Genomic DNA, 23,102 nt, shown 5'->3' on the forward strand with positions numbered 1-23,102 from the left:
ATCTTCTAAATGGACTTTTTTAGGTTTCTAGATACGACTACTGATAAAAATGGAACAAACTTGTTACTTAAGTTGTCTATTAAGTATACGTATAAAACAGGTGTTCATGATAATTCGCTCATTTTATCCCGCTATTTGCCAGGAAGTAAGATCCCCACCACAAAATTCAGCGAAAGTAAAGAAGTTAGGTGGGGGCCCTGCTGCCCGTAAAAGCCCGATTGGTGAGGGCTGATTAAAGTTTCACTTTATGGAAAGTGAGATGCAAGAAGAGTGATATCCGATAGACTTTTTCATTGTGTCGGTATGTATAACACCTAGAAAAACTATATATTCTTGAAAGAGGTTGAAAATGTATGATAGTCTTAAACAAGTTTTTTAACATTTTACATTACAAAAAGATGGTACCTGTAGTATTTCTTTCATGTGCAACGCTTATAGGCTGTTCCGATGGTAATACTCAATCTGAATCATCTAAACAAACAAAACAAACAAATCAAACCAAACAAGAAACTACCGGTAATGATTCTTTTGTTAAACTTGAAAAAGAATTTGATGCTAAACTCGGTATTTATGCATTGGACACTGATACGAATCAAACCGTTACTTATCAATCAGATGAACGGTTTGCATACGCATCTACCCACAAAGCTTTAGCTGTGGGAGTACTTTTACAAAAGAAATCAATAGAAGATCTAAATCAAAGAGTTTTGTATACCCGTGAAGATCTTGTTAATTATAATCCAATTACAGAAAAGTATGTTGATAGTGGTATGACCCTGAAAGAGCTTGCAGATGCTTCTCTTCGATATAGTGATAATACTGCACAAAATCTTATTCTTAAACAATTAGGTGGACCTAGTGAATTCAAAAAATCACTAAGAGAAGTAGGAGACACCGTTACAAATCCTGAACGTTTTGAACCAGAATTAAACGAAGTACATCCAGGAGACGTACATGATACTAGTACCCCAAAGGCATTAGCTACTAGTCTTCAGGCTTTTACGCTAGGAGATGTACTTTCAACTGAGAAACGGGATTTATTAATAGATTGGATGAAAAGGAATACTACGGGAGACAACTTAATTCGTGCTGGAGTTCCAGGAGGATGGGAAGTAGCTGATAAGACGGGATCGGGATCTTATGGAACCAGAAATGATATCGCAATTATTTGGCCACCAAATAAAAAGCCAATTGTTCTTGCGATACTTTCTAATCATGATAAAGAGGATGCTAAATACGATGATAAGCTTATTGCAGAAGCAACCAAGATAGTGTTAGATGCTTTAAAAGTGACAAATAAATAATAATAGTAACTAGTTATTATTATTTTCCCGGTTTTTCGTCACAATATTGTGAGTCATGATTTTGCTAGCGGATTAATGTTTATGGTGTTCTTCGTTGGAATTGCATTTTTAGCAATAATGGCAAGTTGCTTAATGTTTAAAGTTCTGTCGGGAGCATCAAAAGATGTGGCTCGTTATCAAATGCTTCGTAAAATTGTTGTCCGCCGAGAATTATTAACAAAATCAATCTATAAAGAGTTATTCTTCATATTTTTATTCCCAGCAATTATAGGGATTACTCATATATCAGTTGGTATGAACATGTTTAGCCCTCTTTTAATCGATCCGTACTCTCGCATTTGGTTACCACTTGTTATTTTTGTAGTAATTTACTCGATTTAGTACTTAACTACAGTTCAATTATATAAAGGAATAGTACTCCCGAAAAAAGATTAATGTAATGATGCTATTTGCCGGACAGTAAGCCCCCCCACCTCAAAATTCAGCGGAAGCAAAGAAGTTAGGTGGGGGCGGGCTGCCCGTAAAAAACCGATTGGTGAGGGCTGATTAAAGTTTCACTTTATCCTTTACTGTATCTTGTAATTACATTTTACCTTGCTATAGAGAAACAAAAAACATTTTTCTTATTCAATAATTCCAATTTCTAGAGCCTTTTGAACAGCTTCTTCTTTGTTACGGACTCCTAGCTTTGTATAAGCTGTAGAAGCATAATTTCTGACCGTACCATTTGACAAATATAACCTTGATGCTATGGTAGTGTATCGAAGTCCCTTTGCTACTAGCTGTAATATTTCTATCTCTCTAGCTGTTAGCTCATAAGCGGTTGCTTGTGGTGTCTCTTTTTGCTTATCAAACTTCTCAAATATTTTTTGAGACATTCCCTGATCAATCAGTGTCCCACCTTTGTGAATAAGTCGGATCGTATTAGCTAGCTCCAACGTTTCAATAGATTTGAGTAAAAAACCATCCGCACCGTTGCGAAGCGATTCCAACGCCTGTTTGGTATCTTGAAACGTTGTAAAAATCAATATGCGGATATGTGGCCATTGTTGCTTAATCTTTTTGGTTGCTTCGACTCCATCCATTTGCTGCATATCTAAATCCATAAGGATAACATGGGGTTGAAGGCGCCCGCACAAATCTATGGCTTGATTGCCATTCTCGGCCAAACCCACTACATTTAAATCTTCATATCTATCGAGTAGTGTCCTCAAACTTTCTCGAACAAACGGCTGGTCGTCTACAATTAACAAACGAATAAGTCCATCTTTTATTTCAGTTTGTCGCGGTACGGTACATGTAACAAGCATTCCTTCATCCGGCTTTGTATATACAGACAATTGACCTTGCAAATTCATTGCTCGTTCTTTCATCGCATTCATACCGAAGCCTTCCTGCCATTCTACATTTCCTTTTCCATTATCTTGAACTTCTAATCTCGTATATTGTTGTTCAAACTGTAATGAAACTATAATTTCAGTTCCTTGACCATGACGTACTGCATTTGTAAGGGACTCTTGTAAGCAACGAATGAACGCTATCTTCGCTTGCCGAGACAATTCATATTCCTCTCCGTATGCCCGAAAACTTACATTAACTTGAGCGTGCTCCTGAAATTCGACTCCAAGATTTTGGAGAGATTGAATTAAGGAAGGCGATTGACACGGAGACTCCATTTGATGTAGGTAACCTCTCACGTCCTCGATGCTTTTACGTCCCATTTCAAGCAGAGAATCTAGCCTCTGTATACCCATTTCAGTAGCAAGTTCGGTGCGCAACGTTTCCATTCCCATAATAATAGAAGTATAAGCGTGACCAACTGTATCATGAAGCTCACTCGACAGTCTGTTTCGTTCTTCCGCCAGTGTAATGCGTTCAATCTGAGACATATATTGCTCAAGTACCGCGTTTTGTTTACGAATTGATTCATTTTGCTTATGATTGACGATTAATAAATGAAAAGCGAAGCCCATTACATATGCGAATCCATAATAGGTGACCATAACCCAATAGCTATTACTTGGCGCAACCGCATAGAAAATTCCAGTCGTTATAAAAACTGTTATTGGAGCTGTCCAATAATAGGACAAATGCTTACTATTTGCAGCAATTAGAAACACCGATATAAGAAATGTGTTGTAAGCTTCCGGAAATAATGAGGTTAAATATATACATAGTCCACCATATAGCAGTATTTCTGTGAACAAATAATATTTATAATTGAATAGTAAGGCTACCCATGGAATTGAGAAGGCAATAATTTCCCAAAGAATAATAATCCAAAGTGGTAATGTTAAACCATTTTGAAAATTTAATGTAGCTAGGATGATAGATACACTAGTAAGTAGACGAATCCCTAACATAATCCAATCATACCAAAACCAATACTTAACCATATCTAACAAGTCATTTACCCCCTAAATAGCCTGCCTTTTTACTTCCTATATTATAATTTAATCTTTCATGTCTTATTATACTTTTTAATTTAAAACTGTGATACTACTCACAGACTGTAAACCTCTATTGATTTAGTTGCCGAATCATACTACGTGTATAGCCCCCGATTTTCTTTGTCAAACCATCTACTATTCTAATACTTATGGCGGTAAATACTATACCCATAAACATTACAAAGAGTGATTTGGCAAAAGTATCTATCTGTATGAATATAATATTCATATCGATGTATCGATACAGTAGTGGTGCCAACAGGAACATAAGTGGCATTACATAAAAAATGATTGCACTAATGAGACTGAAAATGCCAATCACAAATTTCTGCATTAACCAATAGACAGCACACCAAGTGCGACGATCTGCAAGCACTAATTTCACCTGAGCCCAGTTCGATGTATCCATTGCTATACTTCTATCGTAAGAGTCTGTTGAAACATCTGTATAAATTTTCGTCTGTATGCGTTCGAATTGGATAAAGGGTGTGGTAGTCTGTAGTACGCGCATAATTAATGGAATCCCAACAACAGTAAATGAAAGGGTTAAACTAAATAGCAGAGCTATTAGATAAAAACAAAAATAAAACAATCCTGTAATGAAAGTTAGCAATAAAAAATAACCATTCTGGATGAATTTTGATTTCATAAAGTTCATCGCTCCTATCTATGTAATAACCGAATCATACTGCTTTTTTTGTCATTCTCACTAGTGTAAAAGTGTCATATGACAGTTTTAAATGAGATTGAAAAGGGGGGAGAACAGCTTACTTCTAGTTAAAAAAGATCCTTTTATCCCGCTATTTGCCGGGCAGTAAGACCCCCACCTCAAAATTCAGTGGAAGCAAATAAGTTAGGTGGGGGATGAATAAAATCCCGACTGATTAAAGTTTCACTTTATTAATCCTCCACAAAAAAACCGTTTTTGCATCTGCAAGAACGGTTTTTTTGTACTTTTATTTAATATGAGATGGACTTGTTTTTCGAATATGAAAAATAATATCAAATTGCTCAAGCAATGAAGTATTAAAGTATACCGAACTGTTCGGGAGGATTTGTCCTCCTATACTTAGTAATGGTCTTTTTGCTTTAACCCATTTCTCTGCTTGTCCTTTAAGGTGACGGTTATCCAATAAAAACATTTTATAGGGCACTTTTCCGAGAGTATAATTGAAACTTTTTACATCTTGTGGAATAGCGTCTGTTGTAATCTTACCTCCGGTGGAAGGATTATATTCGCTATATAAGGTGAAATTCCCCTCCGTAGTTGTACTACCAATTGTGACATAATTATTGTCTAAACGTTCCTTTAAAAACTGCCCCGCAACATCAGGATATAATTGTTCATCGATAATTCCTTTAGCTATATGAATATTGTGTCCCCATACCATCGTTTTACCACCAAATGTCTCTTGTGCCCACATTGCATGATCGGCCAAGTATTGCTCATGTAGCTTTATTATACTTGGATAGTCGTTAGGAAGTAGCATTGTAGTAAATTTCTCTATTGCACTTGCCGTTGCTTTTACCCACATGTACTCAGGTGAAACTATTTCTGTGTTGGCTTGCTCATTCTCATCATTTAGTAATCGGGCTACTCTCTCAGCGTTTGCTTTGAACTTCTCTTTCAATTCAGGAGTAAGTTTCATATATTCTTGTATACTTCCAGTAAAAGACGATAATTCTTTATAATTTTCTTCTACTTCTGCAAGCAAATTTGGTCGATGTACCCTTACATAATCAATTACTTTATTAAAGCTACCTTGGTCCAACGTTTTTAAGTCGATTCCAATAAATTGGATTTTCTTTTTATTGGATGGATCAGCATTATAATCTTTCATCCACTCAATCATGGCTATAATTTCATCAGTAGGATATAACAAATTTAAAAATTCCCTAGGGTTTCCTTTTCCTGTTTGGATATATTCATTTAGCTTTAAGCCGTTTCCCCAATCTTCTTCCATTGTGAAATTTGTAAAGCCCATCTCAGTAACCAAATATTTCACAAGGCGAAACTTCATAGTGAAAATTTCAGAGCTTCCATGAGTATTCTCTCCTAATCCTACATATTGTGCGCTCCCAATCATTTTCTTAAGTGGTTTTAAATCTTCAAATGGTTTTGACGGTTCTATCGTTTTTAATGGGTTAGCCTGTGATTGTATTGATTTAACTATATTTTTTTGGATTGATTGACCTGAGTTTTCGACTGCTACAGTTTGAGCATTTCCTACTTCCCCACATCCTGTGACTAATAAAGCTGTACTAACCATTGCAATCATTTTTTTCTTATTCATTTTTGCTCACCTCAATTGAATTATTTGTAAAAGCAAGATTGATTCATGTACTTACACGAATTAATTGCCTTAATTCAATTCTTATTTATTCCAGATCATATTTTCTAGTTACATATTGTCATAAGGTTAATTGACACAAGTCATAGGCTAATCATTACACTTTTGTACTATCGGCTATGACACCTTATAAATAATAATTACATTGTTGAGCCGCAAGTAAGATTAGATTATGAATTTGGGAGGAATTGTAAAGATGAATGAATCTGTATGCCAAAATATTTTTATTCTAAGTTGTAGCTGTTGAAATGACAGGAAGTAAATTTAATAAACAAATGAATAAAAGGGGAAGGGCGGATTACAATGTTGTTACACGGAGAAGCATTCCATAATAAAGATAAAATCCAACGTGCTAAAATAGGACTTCGACTCTTTCTAAGTATCTTAACCATTACTTCCATTATCCTAAATGTAGTAGTAATGGTTACTAACAGTATGCCGCTTATTGTGGTATATATGTTTACCCCAGCATTTTCTTCTATTTTGACTCGCATAATACTGAAAGAAGGGTTTAAAGATGTATCTTTTAGTCTCGGTAACTTAAAGGTATGGAAGGGGATTGGTTTTGCTCTGTTAATACCTATGATTATTTGTGGAATTACTTATTCTATAGCCTGGTTGAGCGGAATTGCGAGGTTTCGGCATCCCGAAGGTGGTATGTTAGAACCAATCTACAATATACTTGGACTTCAGTATGTAACGGCACCATTCAGTTTCATTTATCTAGTAGTATTGAGCGGCATTTTAGGAAGTTTGCTTAACTTAATCCCAGTTTTTGGAGAAGAAATGGGGTGGCGAGGTTACATGCTTATAAGGCTAATCGATGCAGAGTTTTCACGCCCCATCCTTATTAGTGGATTGATTTGGGCAACGTGGCATGTTCCAATTGTTATCGCTGGTCTGTATGTAGAGGGATCATCTGTCTTTCTCTCAGTACTTGGCATCTATTTATGTATTGTGCCATTCAGTTATATTACAGCTTATTTACGACTTATCACAGGTAGCGTTTGGCCTTCGGTTATCATCCATACCACTTGGAATGCCATTATTCAAGGACCTTTCGCACGTGCAAGTACAGGATATCAAACTGAGATTTGGATTGGAGAATCTGGCTTGATAACCGCTATTATTATCTTGATTACTGCAATAATTACGTCTCGAATCGTAAATTTTACTAAATAGCATATGGATGTGTTTTAAATTTAATTAGTGAAATATGACAAGGTGAAATAAGATGCTCCTAAAAATATTAGAAAAAATCTAGTTGAACAGACTCTTACTTAATCTTAGGCTGCTGGATATGTGGGGGACATCAAGCTAAGAAAATAAACTTGGTTGCCATAAAAAACATAATGTTTTCATTTAAAGGCTATGAGATGAAATTTCATCATCTTCATCAAGTTTGACCTTCAGGAAATAAAAAGTTAAACGATTATACAAATACTCTAACTGAAAAAACGATAGTCCTTCTACATTTTAGATAGAAGGACTATCGTTTTTTTTTGACAAAATTAGGAGGTGATGTTCATAAAACGGATAATATAATTCGTATTTTACGTAAAGAGAAAAAGTTTTCCAAAGAAGATGTAGTTAATTCCCTTGGTATAACGGTTGATTGAAATTTCATTTTATAACTTGTAAAGGGCTGTGCAATGCATCGTACTATTAAAAAATCTAAATTTAATCATTAAATTGCGATAAAATGTGGTCGGAAATAATGAAATTTTAGGAAAAATAAGGTACACTAGTCTATGATTTTAATTGAAAATCGTTTGACGTTAATACATACGGGGGAAAGATTGATGAACAACAATACAACAAATGAATCAGTTGAAGAAATTGATCAAAAACGAGTAAGATCAAACAAACGTTATACAAATTGGAAGTTTATCGCAGCGGGTATTGGTGTAATTGCACTTCTTATTGGGGGAATGAGTTATTACCAGGCAACTCACTTCAATTCGAATGTTACAATTAATGACACAAAAGTTGGTGGTCTGAGCGCTGATCAAGCAATACAAAAATTAAAGACATCTGGACTAGCAAACAAAGTCTATGTTGATCAACAACAAATTTTAGATGAAAAAGATACAAAAACGGAACTTACGGAAAAAGATTTGCCTCAAATTAAGAAACTATTAAAAAGCCAGTGGACATTTTTCCCTTCTTCAAAGGGGAAAAATTATTCATTGCTACCAGAGAAGGCAGATCAGTATCGTAGTGAAACGATGAAAAAACTTGTGGAAGAAAAGCTCATCTCTATGAATGAGAAATTAAAAGCGCCTCAAGATGCTATGGCGAAGCTAGAACAAGGGAAAATTGTTATTTCGAAAAGTGTGGAAGGAAAACAGTATGATGTTACTAGTCTACTGAAAGATTATGATAAGCAAAAATATAAAAGCGAAATTCATCTGAAGTCTGCATACATAAAACCTATTAAAGAAGACGATCCGATTGTCAAAAAAGAGGAGAAAGCACTACAGAATCTTCTTGGGCAGTCTGTTGAGTATAAAGTGCAGGATGAAGTTTATCCTTTAAAAGCGAAAGATTTAATTCAAAATGCCTCTATGTCAAAGGATATGAAAGTTACAATTGATGCGAGTGACATTAAGAAGAAAATTACTGAAATTAATAATGCCAAATCAACATTAAATAAAGATTTCTCATTTAAAACTCATTCCGGTTCAGTCATATCAGTAAAAGGACAAGGATACGGCTGGGCACTAGATGTTGAAAAAGAAACTAAACAAGTTCAACAAGCCTTTGAGAAAGGCGAAAAATCGCTTTCTGCTTCTAATATTCACGGAAATGGTTGGGAGAAGGAAGGTATCGGTTATAAAACAACATCGAATAATGGCATCGGAGACACGTATGCAGAAGTTTCAATTGCAGAGCAACAAATTTGGATTTACAAAGATGGAAAATTAGTTGTTACAACAAATGTAGTAACTGGTAAACATAGTACTGGTGAAGATACATCACCAGGTGTGTGGTACGTTCTATATAAACGAACACCATACACGCTAAGAGGTAGCGCAGTAGGAAAAGCTGATTATGCGGTTAAAGTAGATTACTGGGTTCCATTCACAAATAGTGGTCAAGGATTCCACGATGCTGGCTGGCGAAAAGACTGGGGAAATAACGCTTATTTAACAGGAGGATCAGGTGGATGTGTGAACCTTCTTCCTAATGTTGCAAAAACTGTATATGATAGTTTGAACACTTATGATCCAGTTATCGTGTACTAAAAAATAGCTACGTATCAAGAAATAAACAAAGCAGGAAATCTTACCTGATGGTATATGAAAAAACACCTCTTGCATTCGCATACTAAGTGTGCAAATGCAATGGAGGTGTTTTTGTTTGAATACAAGAGTGTATTTCTTATAAGAAACAAAGTAGGAAGAGGTTAAGAATAAGTATTCAAATAGTCAATAAAATTGACAATGAATATCATTTTTACTTAATATAGAATCGTCGCATTTAATTAGACATGAATTTTTTGTTAATATAATAGATTTCTATTAAGTTGTCACATGTAAGAACTATCATTAAATCTTTTAAGAATTTAAATGTAGGAAAGGGTAATATAAAATGAACTGGAAAAAAGGCGGATTATGGGTTATTATTTTTTTCGTTGTAAAAGGCACAATTTCTACACTTTTAATCGTTACAGGTGCTAAATATTTTGATCTATCATTTATGCAACTTATCTTATTAATTCTGACCTTATTAGTGATTTCTCTAATAAGCCGAAAATTGCTGTATAGACATAAACAAAACAAAAAGCAAAAAGAGCTAAATATATAATGGAGCCCCAGAGACCGTTGGATTTCTGGGGTTTTATTTCGATAGTTTTTTCGCATGTATATCAATTTAACAGAATAGGTTGTCCAAAATGATAAAATCGATGATGTTTAAAATGCGTCAGTTATTTTTACATAAGGATTGTAGAGAGCCTTTAAATATCAATCTTTATTTTGAAGCGACAGACGCGCATGAATTATGCTCTTTTTTCAATTGGTAGTTTAAATGTAAAAGTACTGCCTTCTCCTAATTCACTTTCAACTGTAATTTCTCCTCCGTGTAGTTCGACAATCCATTTTACCATAGACAATCCTAAACCTGTGTTTCCGATGTTTGAAGATGTTCGTGCTGCGTCAACTCGATAGAAGCGGTCCCATATTTTAGTAATATGTTGCTCGCTGATGCCTATACCATTATCAGAGACTTTACCTATTATGTTGGTTTCATCACGGAATAGTTGCATATTCACAGTTCCACTCGCTTTGCTATATGCAATTGCATTCGTTAGTAAATTCATTAATAAACGCATCATCAATGTTTGATCTGCTTTTATAAACAGGTTTTCCTCTATATTAGTTGTTATATCAATCGAAGCCTCTTGCACCATTAATGAGAGCTCTTCTACGACGATTTCCGTTAATTCACTCATATTGATACATTCAAATTGGAAAGTATTATGTTTTCCTTGGTCAGCTCTTGCTAATAATAAGAGTTGGGAGAGTAGAGCGGACATTTTACGTGATTGCTTCAAAATGACTTCTAACGATTCTTCCATTTCTTTCGGATTATTCCTCTGTGATAAAGCGTATTCGCATTGCGAAATAATAACAGATGTTGGTGTTCTTAATTCATGAGATGCGTCAGATGTAAATTGTTTTTCACTTTCAAATGATGTCTCCAATCGCTCGAACATTTTGTCAAAGGTTTGGGCTAAATGATACATTTCATCTTTTGGTGAACCTTGTAAATGAATTCTTTTCGAAAGGTCTTTACCATCACCAATTTTACTAGCTGAATCACTCATTTGTTGCACAGGTCGAAACGCTCTTTGCGTAATAAAATATCCTCCCGCTGCCGCAATGAGAATAAGTAATGGGAATGAGATGAGTGTTATGACAATAAGTGTATTCATCGTTGAAGATAATTGGCTCATGGTCATTATTCCACGAATCCAGACTTGCTCATCGTCGCCTCCATTATGGAGAAAATCATATACAATCCATTCTTTATTACCGTCTTTAATGGTTTGTATTTCATCGGATTTAAGCGATACCTTTTTATTAAAGTTTGTAGGACTATTTCCTGCTAGCAGCTCACCTTGTTTATTATAAATACTTATATTTACGCCATCTTCTAAGGCTTCAAAATCATCGTCCATCTTTAAGTGTCCATGCTTATATTCGATATCTTCCATGCTTTCTTTTACTGTGCTCTTCAATTTATCTTTCATATTAAAAAGCAAAACTTTATCTGAAGAAGTTAAAATAAAAGCTAACACGAGTGCCATAATAATTACAATTAACCCCGTATACCACAGGGTTACTCTCATTTTTATTGATAGTCTTTTCATGATTCTACTCGCAATACGTAACCAGTTCCTCGCACTGTATGAATTAACTTCGTTTCAAACTGGCTATCAATTTTTTTACGAAGATAGCGGACGTAAACATCAATAATATTCGAGCCACCTTCATAATCGTAATTCCACACATGTTGCTCAATTTTATCTCGTGTCAGCACAACTTCTTTATTACGAATCATATATTCTAAAATAGCAAATTCTTTACTGGAAAGAGTGATAACTTGGTCTCCTCTTGTTACTTTATGCATATTGCAATCTACCACTAGGTCAGCGATTTCAAACACATTAGATGTATTTCCTGTTTTTCTTCGCATTAACACTCGAATTCTTGCTAACAGTTCATCAAAAGCAAACGGCTTTACTAAATAATCATCCGCACCTAAGTCGAGTCCTGTTACGCGATCATCAATTGTATCTTTAGCTGTAAGAAGCAAGACAGGAGTTGCATTATTGTCCGCGCGTAATCTTTGTAATACGCGTAAACCATCTATTCCGGGAATCATAATGTCAAGGACAATCAAATCGTAGGTAGCCATGTTTATATAATCCAAGGCATCTTCTCCATTCCCACATGCATCGACACTATAATGTTCTGCATTTAATCGTTTCACCAATATATTTTGTAAGTCTTGTTCATCTTCGACAATAAGAACTCGCATTAACATTCTCCTTTTCTTCTTATTAATATGTATCACTATAATTCAAAAACATTAAAGAAAGATTAGAAACGATTTAATTATATCATTTTATCCAGCATTAACGGACAGTAAGACTCCTCCTTCAAAATTCGGCGAATGCGAGGGAGTTAGGGGAAGTCGGGCTACCCGTAAAAGTCTTCACTTTATTTTTTGTACATTAATCTTCCTTTAATGTTTGTTCAGTAATATAAAGGCAAGGATAAGGTGCACATGTAAAGGGAGGAAAACAGAATGCGAAAATGGATGCTGATTGGAGCGATATCTTGTGTATTGTTAACAGCTTGTTCTACTCAAGCTGATAACAATACAGAAGTGCAACAACTGAAAGTGGAAAATGATAAATTACAAAAAGAAGTTGCTCAACTACAACAAGAACCAAACAAAATAGGGCCCGCTACGAATGATACGAAGCAAACACAAGATTTCAAAAACGAAGTCACATCTATTGTAGAAAAGGCCAATAACACGAAACCAGTTGGAGCAAAAGAAGAAAAATTAAATACGTACTTAGCAGTAAAAAAAGAAATTGACCAATTGGATGACAAGATAGATCTATCTGATAATCGGCTAGAAGCAGATTATCACGCTGGAACGATAACGATTGAACAATATAAAGCGCAAGAAAAAGAATACGATATACTGGAAGATCAATTAGAACAAGCAGAAAAGGCACTTGAAGCAAGATTTGGAATAGAGGATTAATCAATAAGGAGTGGATGAAAATGTTAAAACATAAAAAGAAAATAATTATAAGTGTAATTGCTATTTTAGTAAGTGGTATTGCTATTATTGGTGGATATTATGGTATGGGTTACAATTATGCAAAAAAGAATGAAAACTACACAGAGAAACAAGTTCGTGAAATTTCTTTAGCTCATACAAATGGAGAAATTATTAATGTGAAAAAAGAATTTGAATTAGAAGATGACAACTTAGCACAATCAAAATTTGAATATGAAGTGGAAATTAAGACACCTAATAATCTGTTAAGTATTTTAAAGGTTAGTGCTAGAACGGGTACAATAGAAATCGATAATGAAGATTGAAAAAATATCGACAAATAAAATATTACGTACTTGATTTTTGTTATCGATAGCGAAGAAAAAGACGGTTCCCTAATTTTACAAGGGAATCGTCTTTTTTTTTGTTCTATGGATCTATGCATTTTTTATACTTTCCTATCCTGGTGCGGTTTTAGGGTTCTTGTCTGTTATTGGATTAACTGAAAAACTGTATAAAACCTTGTATACCCTTAGTGTGGTTTTTTCCGAAATACTGGCGGTACCCCGTCGCTATCAATCTAAGCTCATACAACGTCAATTATATTAGGGGGTGTTTCAGTTCTCGTTTTATCTTTTTACAATGATGAATATGAAATAATGACTTCCACTTATAAGAATGTGAAGAAGTGTTGATGCCAGTTGGAACTGTGGTAAAGGTTGAGGGAGGCATCCAAGGAAATATGAGAGATGTGCATGATGATTTGGCGCAGGGTTATGAATCCAACTTCTATGAAATTGTGGGATTATATAAGCATTTATTATCCTGGAGATTTTAAAATAAAATCTACCTAATTATAGAAGTGATTTGAACGTAAGGAAATTGTAAGAAATGCATAAGAAAAAAGAAATTTTTATTGTGTAGGATACAAATATAGAGAAGCGTAAAAGAGGGAGGGTAAATAGGATACATTTATACGAAAAACAAACTAGTAATAAGAGCATTCTATTGGTGGCAATTACTGAAAGAACAGAATACTCACTACAGTTCCTACAGGAAAGGGAAGAATCAATGGATATGGTCTAGGAATCTATGAAATTATATTTCCTAACGGTGTCCCGATATGGGAACATACAGATGTTATTCTAGGATTTGATACTTTTGCTGGAGGGGCATATGTTGACGGCAATTTGAACAGTATGGGTAGAGCCGAGAATACTGGGCTTTTTAAAAGTATTTTACTTGTTGAATATAGACAGTAGGGATAAAGCCAGAATAGTAGTTTATGTGATGTTTGTAATTGAACAAATAAAAGATGAAATCGATCATTTATCTAAGGAGGAATTTTTCTTATGGAAAATAAATTATCTGGAGTGTTAGCCGCTACCTTAGCTCTAACGATGAGTCTACCAACAGGAGCGATAGCGTCTTCTAGCAGTAAGACTCCGGTTGTATCTAGCCAAGAAGTTGCTAGCAAAGATTTGGAGAAGATTGCTGCAGAGAACGCTGCACTGCTCACGAAGTCCTATGAGACGACTAGTGTACAGTATGCGCTGATTGATAATGGTAAACTTATTTTGTCGGGTCAGACAGGTAAGAACGACATAGAAGGGAAAGAGCCACTAACTAAAGATACTCTATACGGAATTGGTTCAACCAGTAAAGTATATACAGCTGCGGCTGTTATGAAACTGGTAGACGAAGGAAAAGTTGATTTGGATGCTCCTGTTGCCCGCTATATTCCTGATTTCAAAATGAAAGATAAACGATATAAGCGTATTACACCGCGTATGCTGTTGAATCACTCCTCGGGTTTGCAAGGTTCGACGTTCAATAATGCATTTTTATTTAAAGATAATGATGCTTATGCCCATGATATCTTGTTGCAACAATTGTCCACCCAAAACTTGAAGGCAGACCCTGGTGCGTTCTCAGTATACTGTAATGACGGTTTTACACTGGCTGAGATCTTGGTAGAAAGAGTCAGCGGTATGAGTTTTACTGAATTTCTACATCAAAAGTTTACAGAGCCATTAAAACTGAATCATACGATAACATCGCAAGACAAATGGGAAGACGAAAAGCGGGCTGGACTGTATTCTCCGACATACCAGGGACAGCTACCAAGTGAAATGGTGAATCTAATTGGTACGGGAGGAATCTCTTCTACTGCAGAAGATGTGGTGCGATTCTCACAAATATTTATGGGACAGGGAAAAGAAATTCTCTCTAATAAAGCAGTCAAGGCGATGGAACAAGAAGAATATAAAAAAGGAATGTGGCCGGAAGATAGCGGAAATGTGTTCAACTATGGACTTGGCTGGGATAGTGTGAAACTATACCCATTCAGTGAATATGGGATAAAAGCGTTGACTAAGGGTGGGGATACGATACTGCAACATGCTACATTGGTCGTGCTTCCAGAACAGAAGATGGCAGCAGCTGTATTGTCCTCCGGCGGCAGCAGCATGACAAATCAACTGTTGGCAAATAAATTACTGCTAGCTAGGCTTAAAGAGAAAGGGACAATTAAGGATATAAAGCCAGATAAATCCTTCGGCAAGCCCGACAAGGCCAAAGTGCCTCAAGACGTGGTAAAAAAAGCAGGATTTTATGGAAATAGCTATAGCCATTTCAAAATAGAAATTACGAAGAAGGGAGAACTGTTTTTACCAACTAAACCGGAAGAAAAATATGTATATACGGCGGATGGAAGCTTTATAAATGAGAAGGGTACTTCCAAGCTTAACTTCGTCACAGAGAAGAATGGAAAAGTTTATTTGAGAGAGAGCACATATGAATTATCACCGGGATTGGGGCAAAATGTGCTGACTCACTATTTAGCCCAGAAATTAGAAAACAATGTGTTACCGAAGAAAACAGCTGCTGCATGGGCGAAGCGCGAGGGTGGCAAGTTCTATCTCGTTAACGAAAAATTTAATTCTATGAACTATCTAGGACAACTAATGCCTCTTAACACACAAATTACGATCAAGGATGGATATTGGGACGGCAAAAAAATTACAGGTCCGAATACGGCGACGCATCAAATTCAAATTCCTGTGATGAATGGGCGGGATACAAAGGAAGCCCATTTCTATACAGAGGATGGTACTGAATATATGGAGATGTCCAGCTTTTTATACGTCAGTGAATCTAACGTAAAACCCCTTGATACAGGTCAATTATCGAAAGTTACATTGCAAAAAAATGGGCATGCGAAATGGTTTACGGTCCCGCAAGAGGCAGCAGGGAAAACGATGAATGTGGAGTTGTCATCAGGAAGTTCATTCGCGGTGTATGATGAGAATGGAGTATGCGTCAATTTTACCGTCGTTAGTGATAATAACAAAGTGAAACTACCAGAAAACGGAACGGTTGTATTTGCTGGCGCACCGAACTCCGAATTTACAGTCGCATTGAACTAGCTACAACTCGGGATAGACTTCAATAAAACAGTGCGACATGGAAAAGATATTTTATTTGTATCTTAAGTATTACCTTAAATGATATTACACTTAAATTCTTACCTTAATAGCAATGGGATAGGACCACATGCCTATCAGCCTAAGAAAATAAATCAACCCCATGTCCATCAAGCTAGTAAAAAAAATACCCCAAAAATAGTAAAATTGACATCCCCAGAGTAAAAATGTAAAAAATTATTGTTTAGGGGCAGCGTAAAACATTAGTTTGATAGCGATATGGCGCTACTCATAAAAAAGAAATAGGAGAGAATATCCTATTTCTTTTTATTAATATAATAAAATGTAATGAATAGATCCAAAGTAATGATAATAATTAGAAGTAACAAGTGTATAAGTGCATCAGTTTTTCCGTTTAGTAAAGACTTTACAAAGAAATCCCATTCTGTTTCATAGGGAGGTTCTACCCAATTTCGTTGCAGACCTAATACCATTCCATTTATAAAATAGACAATACTTAATAGAATCCTTCCAACAAATAAGGCAGCTGTTTTTATATTCCAATCCTTTATCTTGATGACATAAAGGATTGGAAATAGTATCAGTATCCAAAAAACAAGAATAAAGACTGTATTTCCCATTCTCTCCTCCTAACAAAATGATTGTATTTTTAATCTTGGTAAATTCTTAGGTTGGAGGTATGTTTCATTGTTACTGGTTAAAAACAAGGACCGTAATTCCGGCTCCTTTTCTATTCCGCAAAATAAAGGTTTGCTTTATCTCTCGGTTTCAAAAAACTCAATCCATTCTCCATCAGGACCAGCGAAGAATAAGTAACGTGTTCCATCTGGTAATGTTTCAATTTCTTCTCCTAATAAAAAGGTTACGCCGTGTTGCTGTATTCTTTCGATTTCATCTTCTAATGAATCCACTTTAAAGCAAATGTGATGTACTTTTCCTTCTGCCGGAAGAGAAGAGTTGTAGCCTTCAATGAGTTCTAGTATCGTTTCCTTCGATTCTTCTACACCTAAAAAAGCGAGTTTTAAGTCTGGATTCGGGTGCCCCATACGTTTAATGAGCTGTAAGCCAACTACTTCTTCATAAAATGAAATAGATGTTTCTAAGTTTGCAACCATAAGTCCGACGTGTTCTATTCTTCTAACAGGCATGTAGATTCCTTCTTTCTGAAAATTATATACAATATAATATTGAAAATTAAGAAAATAAGCAAGATAAAAACCTTACAAATTTTAGCGTGTTATATGGTATAGTGAGAAAGTATGTTTGGGGAGAAGGAAGGAGATTATACGATGAATACACCTACTCAAACTCCTTCATTATCGGAAACGATGAAAGAGTGGCATTATGCATTAGCATATGAAATTAAACATTGGAAAACGATAGGTGGTAGTAAAATTTCTATCATGAATGGTCGTTTTTTATATACAGATTATGAAAGTACAGTATATGTATTTCAGCTTATTTCGGAAGTAAGCTTACCTGAAGGTTCACCGATTCGAATTGAGTTCGATGGTGAGGAAGCGACAGGGGAAGTATTATCTGTACACGGATTAGAAATAGAATTGAAATTAAATGATTATATACAAGGTGAAATACGAGAAGCTGTTTTATACAGTGAACCGTGGCAGCTTTTAGAGCAGCTGCAAGAGCGATTGAAAGAAGCACGTAAAGATAAGCTGAAACGTAATCGTATAAAGCGTCTTGTTGATGGGACGAGCAGTCCGAAACATATTGAGAAGATGAAAAATCCAAAAAATGAATTGGCGTATCGTTCATTTTACAATCCGACGACGTACGTGTGGGGACCACCTGGAACAGGGAAGTCTTACAATTTATCACGTATTATTTCGGCGCATTATCAAAAAGGAAAGTCGGTACTTGTGTTAGCACATAGTAATGCGGCAGTAGACGTATTAATGAGTGAAGTAACGAAACAAATTGAAAAGAAAAAGAAATGGACGCCTGGCGAAATTGTTCGTTACGGTTATAGTCAGCATGAACATATACGAAATCATGAAACGTTACTTGCGTCGAAGTTAGTTGAAACGACGAACGGATCTTGGGGAGAAGAAAGACTCTATTTAGAAGAAACACGACAAGATCTTCGCGAAAAGATTTTATCGCATAAAGCGACTTCTGCTGATAAGAAGCGTATACAAGAGATTGAAAGTGACCTTCGAAAGCAAAAAGCAAAAATTAAAGAAGTAGAAAAAGAATACATTGAAAATGCGAAAGTAATCGGCGCGACTTTATCGAAATGTGCCATTGATTCACTGATTTATGAGCGTACATTTGATTTAGTTGTCGTAGATGAAGTGAGTATGGCATATGTTCCGCAAATCGCATTAGCTGCTTCACTTGGAAAACGTATCGTCGTTTGTGGCGACTTTTTACAATTACCTCCAATTGCGATGGCGAACCATGAACTTGTTCGCAAATGGCTCGGGGAAGATATGTTTTACCATGCTGGGATTGTTGAGTCTGTTAATAAATCAGAAGCACATCCGAACCTATTTATGTTGCAGGAACAAAGACGTATGCATGCGGATATATCGAAGTTTACGAATTCGTTTATTTATAAAAATAGAGTATACGATCATCCGTCTGTTTCAGAGCGTAAAGAACTTGCGCAATTGCAGCCGTTCGCAAATGAGGCGAGTGTTTTATTCGATACGAGCTTAATGGGAGCCTTTTCTTTAAAAGACGCTGCATCTGGTTCACGTTTTAACATTATGTCTGGTTTAGTAGCAATGCAAATGATGTTAATCGGATTGTTAGATGGTGTTCAATCGATTGGTGTTGTGACACCTTACAGGGCGCAGTCACGCTTTTTATCGACGTGTATTAGAGAAATGTTGCAGAGAACGAAATATCAAAACATACCAGTATTAGCGGCAACAGTTCATAAGTTCCAAGGTTCTGAAAGAGATATGATGATCTTTGATACGGTTGACAGTTATCCGCAAGAACGACCTGGCGTATTATTCTTTGATCACAAAAACCATCGCCTCGTCAATGTAGCAGTGACAAGGGCGAGAGGGAAGTTCATTCAATTATCAGATTGCCATTATATGCGTAAAAACCTTTCGAGAAAACAAGCATTATCACAATTAACAGCTCATATAGAACGTCACGGAGATGTGTATGATCGCACGACATCAAGACAATTGTGGGAACGGAAAATTTCAAAACGTTTACGCTGGTTTATGGAAATGAATCTTGAGGAAACGAAAGGGTTATTAAAAGATATTTTAGCCGCAAAACGAAAAATTATTATTTCACTTCCAAGTACAAAACAAGTGGATAAGCGAGTATGGCAAGCGTTAATGCGTACAAATGCGCAAATAACAGTTTATAGTGATGGACCAGTTCCACTGAAAAATGTAAAGTTACAAAGACAAAATAAAGCATTCCCATTCTTAGTAATTGATGATGAAATCTTCTGGGCAGGTGCACCGCTTACATCTCAAATGATGTTTGAAGGTAGTACGGAATTTCCGTACGTATGTGCAAGACTGCAAGCACCAGAAACAATTGGTGTATTAAAAGGATTTTTAGATATTCGGTAAATTCGGATAGGAATTCCTTGACTTTTAATCGGAATGAACTTAGAATGAATGTAATTTAATATAATTTTATGAAAATTCTTATCACGAGAGGTTGAGGGACTGGCCCTATGACACCTCGGCAGCGGATTCGTTATGAATACTGTGCCAATTCCAGCAAGGTAACTTGAAAGATAAGAAAGAAGCTCATTTTGACTGTATATACAGAAGCCTCTTTCTATCTTTTAGAAAGAGGCTTTTTTATGTGAAAATAAAAGGAGGAAGAACAATGGGAGCGACAGGAGTAGCGTCACAAAGAAAAACAATTAAAGAGAGTATCGAAAGAAATAAGGAAAAGTACATAGACACAAGTCATGATATTCATGCGAATCCGGAGATTGGTAACCAAGAGTTTTATGCATCAAGAACGTTAAGTTTATTACTGGGTAGTGCAGGATTTCAACTGCAGCACAATATAGCTGGACATGAAACGGGATTTATCGCGCGAAAAAGCTCTGGAAAACAAGGAGCGGCAATCGCATTTTTAGCTGAGTATGACGCTTTACCAGGACTCGGTCATGCGTGTGGTCACAATTTAATCGGCACCATTAGCGTTGCAGCAGCGATCGCATTATCAGAAACGCTTGAAGAAATTGGCGGGGAAGTTGTCGTGTTTGGAACACCAGCTGAAGAAGGAGGGCCAAACGGTAGTGCGAAAGCGAGTTATGTAAAAGCTGGTTTATTTAAAGACATTGATGCGGCACTTATGATTCATCCGAGCGGAAAAACAGCGACAACAAGCCCTTCACTAGCAGTCGATCCACTTGATTTTCATTTTTACGGAAAAACAGCTCACGCCGCAGCTTCACCAGAAGAAGGAATTAACGCATTAGATGCGGTTATTCAGCTCTATAACGGTATTAACGCACTTCGCCAACAACTTCCGTCAGATGTGAAAATTCATGGCGTTATTACAGAAGGCGGAAAAGCACCTAACATTATTCCTGACTACGCCTCAGCAAGGTTCTTCATCCGTGCAGCAACGCGAAAAAGATGCGCGGAAGTAACAGAAAAAGTAAGAAACATTGCTGAGGGAGCAGCGTTAGCAACAGGTGCAAAAGTAAAAATCCATCAATTCCAAAATGAAATCGATGAATTACTCGTAACAAAAACATATAACGATATCGTAGCGGAAGAACTAGAACTATTAGGTGAAGATGTAAACCGTAAAGAAAGAGTAGGGATCGGTTCAACCGACGCAGGAAACGTAAGTCAAGTCGTACCGACAATTCATCCGTACATTAAAATCGGACCAGATGATTTAATTGCACATACGAATGAATTTAGAGAAGCAGCACGTTCAGAACTTGGAGATAAAGCATTAATTACATCGGCAAAAGCATTAGCAAATACGGCGTATCGATTAATTACGGAAGAAGGGTTGTTAGAGAAGGTGAAGGAGGAGTTTAGAGAGGCACAGAGGAATCAGGGGTAAGGCGCTTTTTCGAATATAAATCTAATTCATATGCAGAAATAATAGAAAAGAACATTGAAAAATCAATGTTCTTTTCTATTTATGAATCATTTATTTCTTTAGTGATATCTTGAATCTGGTCTAGTCTAGTTTAATAGTAACGGTGATCTGTGAGTTCAAATTGCATTAAAGGATAATAACTAGAGAATGTGTTGTAATTAAAATTTATATTTCTATATTAATTTGTAAAATAAATTCACTTTATGTTATTATATTTCCCTTGGACTGACAGTTTATAGAATGTATAGTGAATATTTGAAAAGTTAAAATAGGGGATGTATTACGTTGAAATGGTTATCTTGGGACAAAAATTTAAAAACTAGATTGATTGGCGAAACTATGTTCAATACATTGTTTTGGATGTATTTTCCGTTTATGGCAATATACTATAGCGATGCTTTTGGTAAAGCAATTGGCGGAATTTTAATGGCAATTATACCTCTTGTAGGCATAATAGGTAATTTGTTAGGTGGATATTTAGCTGATCGATTAGGGCGTCGACCTGTCATGCTATTAGGCACAATCATACAAGTAGCAATGTTTGCAGTTTTTGCTTTATCTCATTCACATTGGATTAATTATTTAGCCTATATCGGTATTGGAATTAGCGGGGCAATATACAGTCCAGCAAGTTCTGCAATGATAGCTGATATAGTGCCAGAAAAGGATAGAAGGGTGGTCTTTGCCACTTTTGTTACAGCAAATAATATTGGTGCTGTATTTGGACCAGTGTTAGGTTCATTTTTCTTCTTTCATTATCGAAGTGAATTGTTATGGACTTGTACAATTGTTACATTTATTTATTTTATAGCAATCTATTTCATAATTAGAGAAACGCTGCCCGAAGCTTCTAAAAATGATGGAGATAACAATCCAATATCAAAAATCTTTAAAGAACAATGGAATAATTATATGAAAATTTTTAGTGATAAAATTTTCTCTCTTTACATATTTGCGGGAGTTTTGATTATGATAGCTTTCATGCAGCTAGATCTTTATCTTGCATTATATGTAAAGGAATTTGTACCAACTCAATCTCTTTTCTCATGGAGTACTGGTTCATTCTCTTTGAGTAATACTGAAATTTTCGGATGGATGATGGGGTTAAATGGCATTTTGTTTGTTTTATGTTCTTTACCTGTTGCAAAATATTTTGAGAATTGGAGCGACCGAAACGTTTTAATTGTCTCTAATATATTATTTGGAATGGGTATGTTTTTAATAGGGTTAACAACGAATATATGGCTACTATTTGGCTTTATGGCAATATTAACTATTGGGGAATTGATTCGTTCGCCAGTTGTACATAGTTTTGTCAGTAGATATGCACCTGAAAATTCTAGAGGACAGTATATGGCAGCATCTAATTTACAATTTACCATTGGGCGTTTTATTGCACCAATAATGATTGTATTTTCTACATGGCTATCTCCAATTGTTGTGTTCGGAATTATATTACTTTGTACCCTTGTTAGTGCAGTTTTCTATGTGAAAGTATTTCGTATGATTTCAAATACAAACATACATAATTCTACAAAATAGCCCTGTTATGCAGGGCATTTTGTAATTTGATAACTTAAAAGTTCTGTTAAGGGAAAGAAGAGAAGAATATATTAATCAAAAAAATTGATTAATTAGTTGCATAAAGAGCTAAACTACATATAT

General features: G+C 35.7%; 17 protein-coding genes, 1 pseudogene and 1 riboswitch. Of the genes and pseudogenes, 11 read left to right on the forward strand and 7 right to left on the reverse strand.

Annotated features, from left to right (window positions below; translation table 11 throughout):
• The first annotated feature begins 353 nt into the window (after positions 1-353).
• Both bla and AC0OM3_RS09595 read left to right on the forward strand, forming a co-directional pair.
• Entirely contained in the window at positions 354-1,304 is a 951-nt protein-coding gene (gene bla / locus AC0OM3_RS09590) for a class A beta-lactamase (protein WP_000636470.1), read from the forward strand.
• Positions 1,305-1,349: 45 nt separating this feature from the next.
• Positions 1,350-1,685 (forward strand): annotated as a pseudogene (locus AC0OM3_RS09595) (ABC transporter permease); the annotation flags it as partial.
• Between the two features lie 242 nt (positions 1,686-1,927).
• Here AC0OM3_RS09595 and AC0OM3_RS09600 read toward each other — a convergent pair.
• The 3 genes from AC0OM3_RS09600 to AC0OM3_RS09610 form a co-directional block, all read right to left on the reverse strand.
• On the reverse strand, positions 1,928-3,709 hold the full coding sequence (locus tag AC0OM3_RS09600) for a helix-turn-helix transcriptional regulator (protein ID WP_000886409.1): 1,782 nt from the start codon (positions 3,707-3,709) through the stop codon (positions 1,928-1,930).
• 115 nt (positions 3,710-3,824) lie between these two features.
• Positions 3,825-4,403: a sensor domain-containing protein gene (locus AC0OM3_RS09605; RefSeq protein WP_000836847.1), complete on the reverse strand. Its 579-nt coding sequence runs from the start codon at positions 4,401-4,403 to the stop codon at positions 3,825-3,827.
• 307 nt (positions 4,404-4,710) lie between these two features.
• Positions 4,711-6,048, reverse strand: coding sequence for an erythromycin esterase family protein (locus tag AC0OM3_RS09610; protein WP_463713447.1), 1,338 nt, complete (start codon positions 6,046-6,048; stop codon positions 4,711-4,713).
• Between the two features lie 360 nt (positions 6,049-6,408).
• On the opposite strand from AC0OM3_RS09610, the gene AC0OM3_RS09615 reads away from it, so the two are divergent.
• The 3 genes from AC0OM3_RS09615 to AC0OM3_RS09625 all read left to right on the forward strand — a co-directional run bounded on the left by AC0OM3_RS09615 (position 6,409) and on the right by AC0OM3_RS09625 (position 9,915).
• Complete coding sequence (locus tag AC0OM3_RS09615; RefSeq protein WP_000924285.1) at positions 6,409-7,287, forward strand: CPBP family intramembrane glutamic endopeptidase; 879 nt, start codon at positions 6,409-6,411, stop codon at positions 7,285-7,287.
• Positions 7,288-7,907: 620 nt separating this feature from the next.
• The gene (locus AC0OM3_RS09620) at positions 7,908-9,353 is read left to right on the forward strand and encodes a L,D-transpeptidase family protein (RefSeq protein WP_001064078.1); all 1,446 of its coding nucleotides are present in this window, start codon (positions 7,908-7,910) and stop codon (positions 9,351-9,353) included.
• A gap of 346 nt (positions 9,354-9,699) precedes the next feature.
• Positions 9,700-9,915, forward strand: coding sequence for a hypothetical protein (locus AC0OM3_RS09625; protein ID WP_001104104.1), 216 nt, complete (start codon positions 9,700-9,702; stop codon positions 9,913-9,915).
• A gap of 193 nt (positions 9,916-10,108) precedes the next feature.
• Here AC0OM3_RS09625 and AC0OM3_RS09630 read toward each other — a convergent pair whose 3' ends face one another.
• Entirely contained in the window at positions 10,109-11,482 is a 1,374-nt protein-coding gene (locus AC0OM3_RS09630) for a sensor histidine kinase (protein ID WP_002164094.1), read from the reverse strand.
• On the reverse strand, positions 11,479-12,153 hold the full coding sequence (locus AC0OM3_RS09635) for a response regulator transcription factor (protein ID WP_001264528.1): 675 nt from the start codon (positions 12,151-12,153) through the stop codon (positions 11,479-11,481). Before AC0OM3_RS09635 ends, AC0OM3_RS09630 begins: the two co-directional genes overlap by 4 nt.
• Before the next feature lie 270 nt (positions 12,154-12,423).
• Here AC0OM3_RS09635 and AC0OM3_RS09640 point away from each other — a divergent pair, with 270 nt between their 5' ends.
• The 3 genes from AC0OM3_RS09640 (at position 12,424) to AC0OM3_RS09650 (ending at position 16,340) form a co-directional block, all read left to right on the forward strand.
• On the forward strand, positions 12,424-12,894 hold the full coding sequence (locus AC0OM3_RS09640; protein ID WP_001233661.1) for a SadB/YajI family lipoprotein: 471 nt from the start codon (positions 12,424-12,426) through the stop codon (positions 12,892-12,894).
• Between the two features lie 20 nt (positions 12,895-12,914).
• A complete protein-coding gene (locus tag AC0OM3_RS09645) occupies positions 12,915-13,238 on the forward strand; it encodes a PepSY domain-containing protein (protein ID WP_000912127.1) in 324 nt (107 codons plus the stop codon).
• Positions 13,239-14,264: 1,026 nt separating this feature from the next.
• Positions 14,265-16,340 carry a serine hydrolase domain-containing protein gene (locus AC0OM3_RS09650; protein ID WP_474211568.1) on the forward strand — a complete coding sequence of 692 codons (2,076 nt, stop codon included), beginning with the start codon at positions 14,265-14,267 and terminating at the stop codon, positions 16,338-16,340.
• A gap of 314 nt (positions 16,341-16,654) precedes the next feature.
• Here AC0OM3_RS09650 and AC0OM3_RS09655 read toward each other — a convergent pair whose 3' ends face one another.
• Positions 16,655-16,978, reverse strand: coding sequence for a hypothetical protein (locus AC0OM3_RS09655; RefSeq protein ID WP_000528641.1), 324 nt, complete (start codon positions 16,976-16,978; stop codon positions 16,655-16,657).
• 135 nt (positions 16,979-17,113) lie between these two features.
• Positions 17,114-17,506, reverse strand: coding sequence for a VOC family protein (locus AC0OM3_RS09660; RefSeq protein ID WP_046946095.1), 393 nt, complete (start codon positions 17,504-17,506; stop codon positions 17,114-17,116).
• Positions 17,507-17,617: 111 nt separating this feature from the next.
• Between AC0OM3_RS09660 and AC0OM3_RS09665 the strand changes: the two genes are divergently transcribed.
• From AC0OM3_RS09665 to AC0OM3_RS09675, 3 genes are all read left to right on the forward strand, one after another.
• Positions 17,618-19,927: an AAA domain-containing protein gene (locus tag AC0OM3_RS09665; protein WP_474211571.1), complete on the forward strand. Its 2,310-nt coding sequence runs from the start codon at positions 17,618-17,620 to the stop codon at positions 19,925-19,927.
• A 75-nt stretch (positions 19,928-20,002) separates the two neighbouring features.
• Positions 20,003-20,104, forward strand: a riboswitch (SAM riboswitch).
• Positions 20,105-20,192: 88 nt separating this feature from the next.
• Complete coding sequence (locus AC0OM3_RS09670) at positions 20,193-21,398, forward strand: M20 family metallopeptidase (RefSeq protein WP_151522532.1); 1,206 nt, start codon at positions 20,193-20,195, stop codon at positions 21,396-21,398.
• Positions 21,399-21,722: 324 nt separating this feature from the next.
• Positions 21,723-22,979: an MDR family MFS transporter gene (locus AC0OM3_RS09675; RefSeq protein WP_196477541.1), complete on the forward strand. Its 1,257-nt coding sequence runs from the start codon at positions 21,723-21,725 to the stop codon at positions 22,977-22,979.
• The last annotated feature ends 123 nt before the right edge of the window (positions 22,980-23,102 follow it).

It is taken from the genome of Bacillus sp. FAU20 (assembly GCF_056033865.1).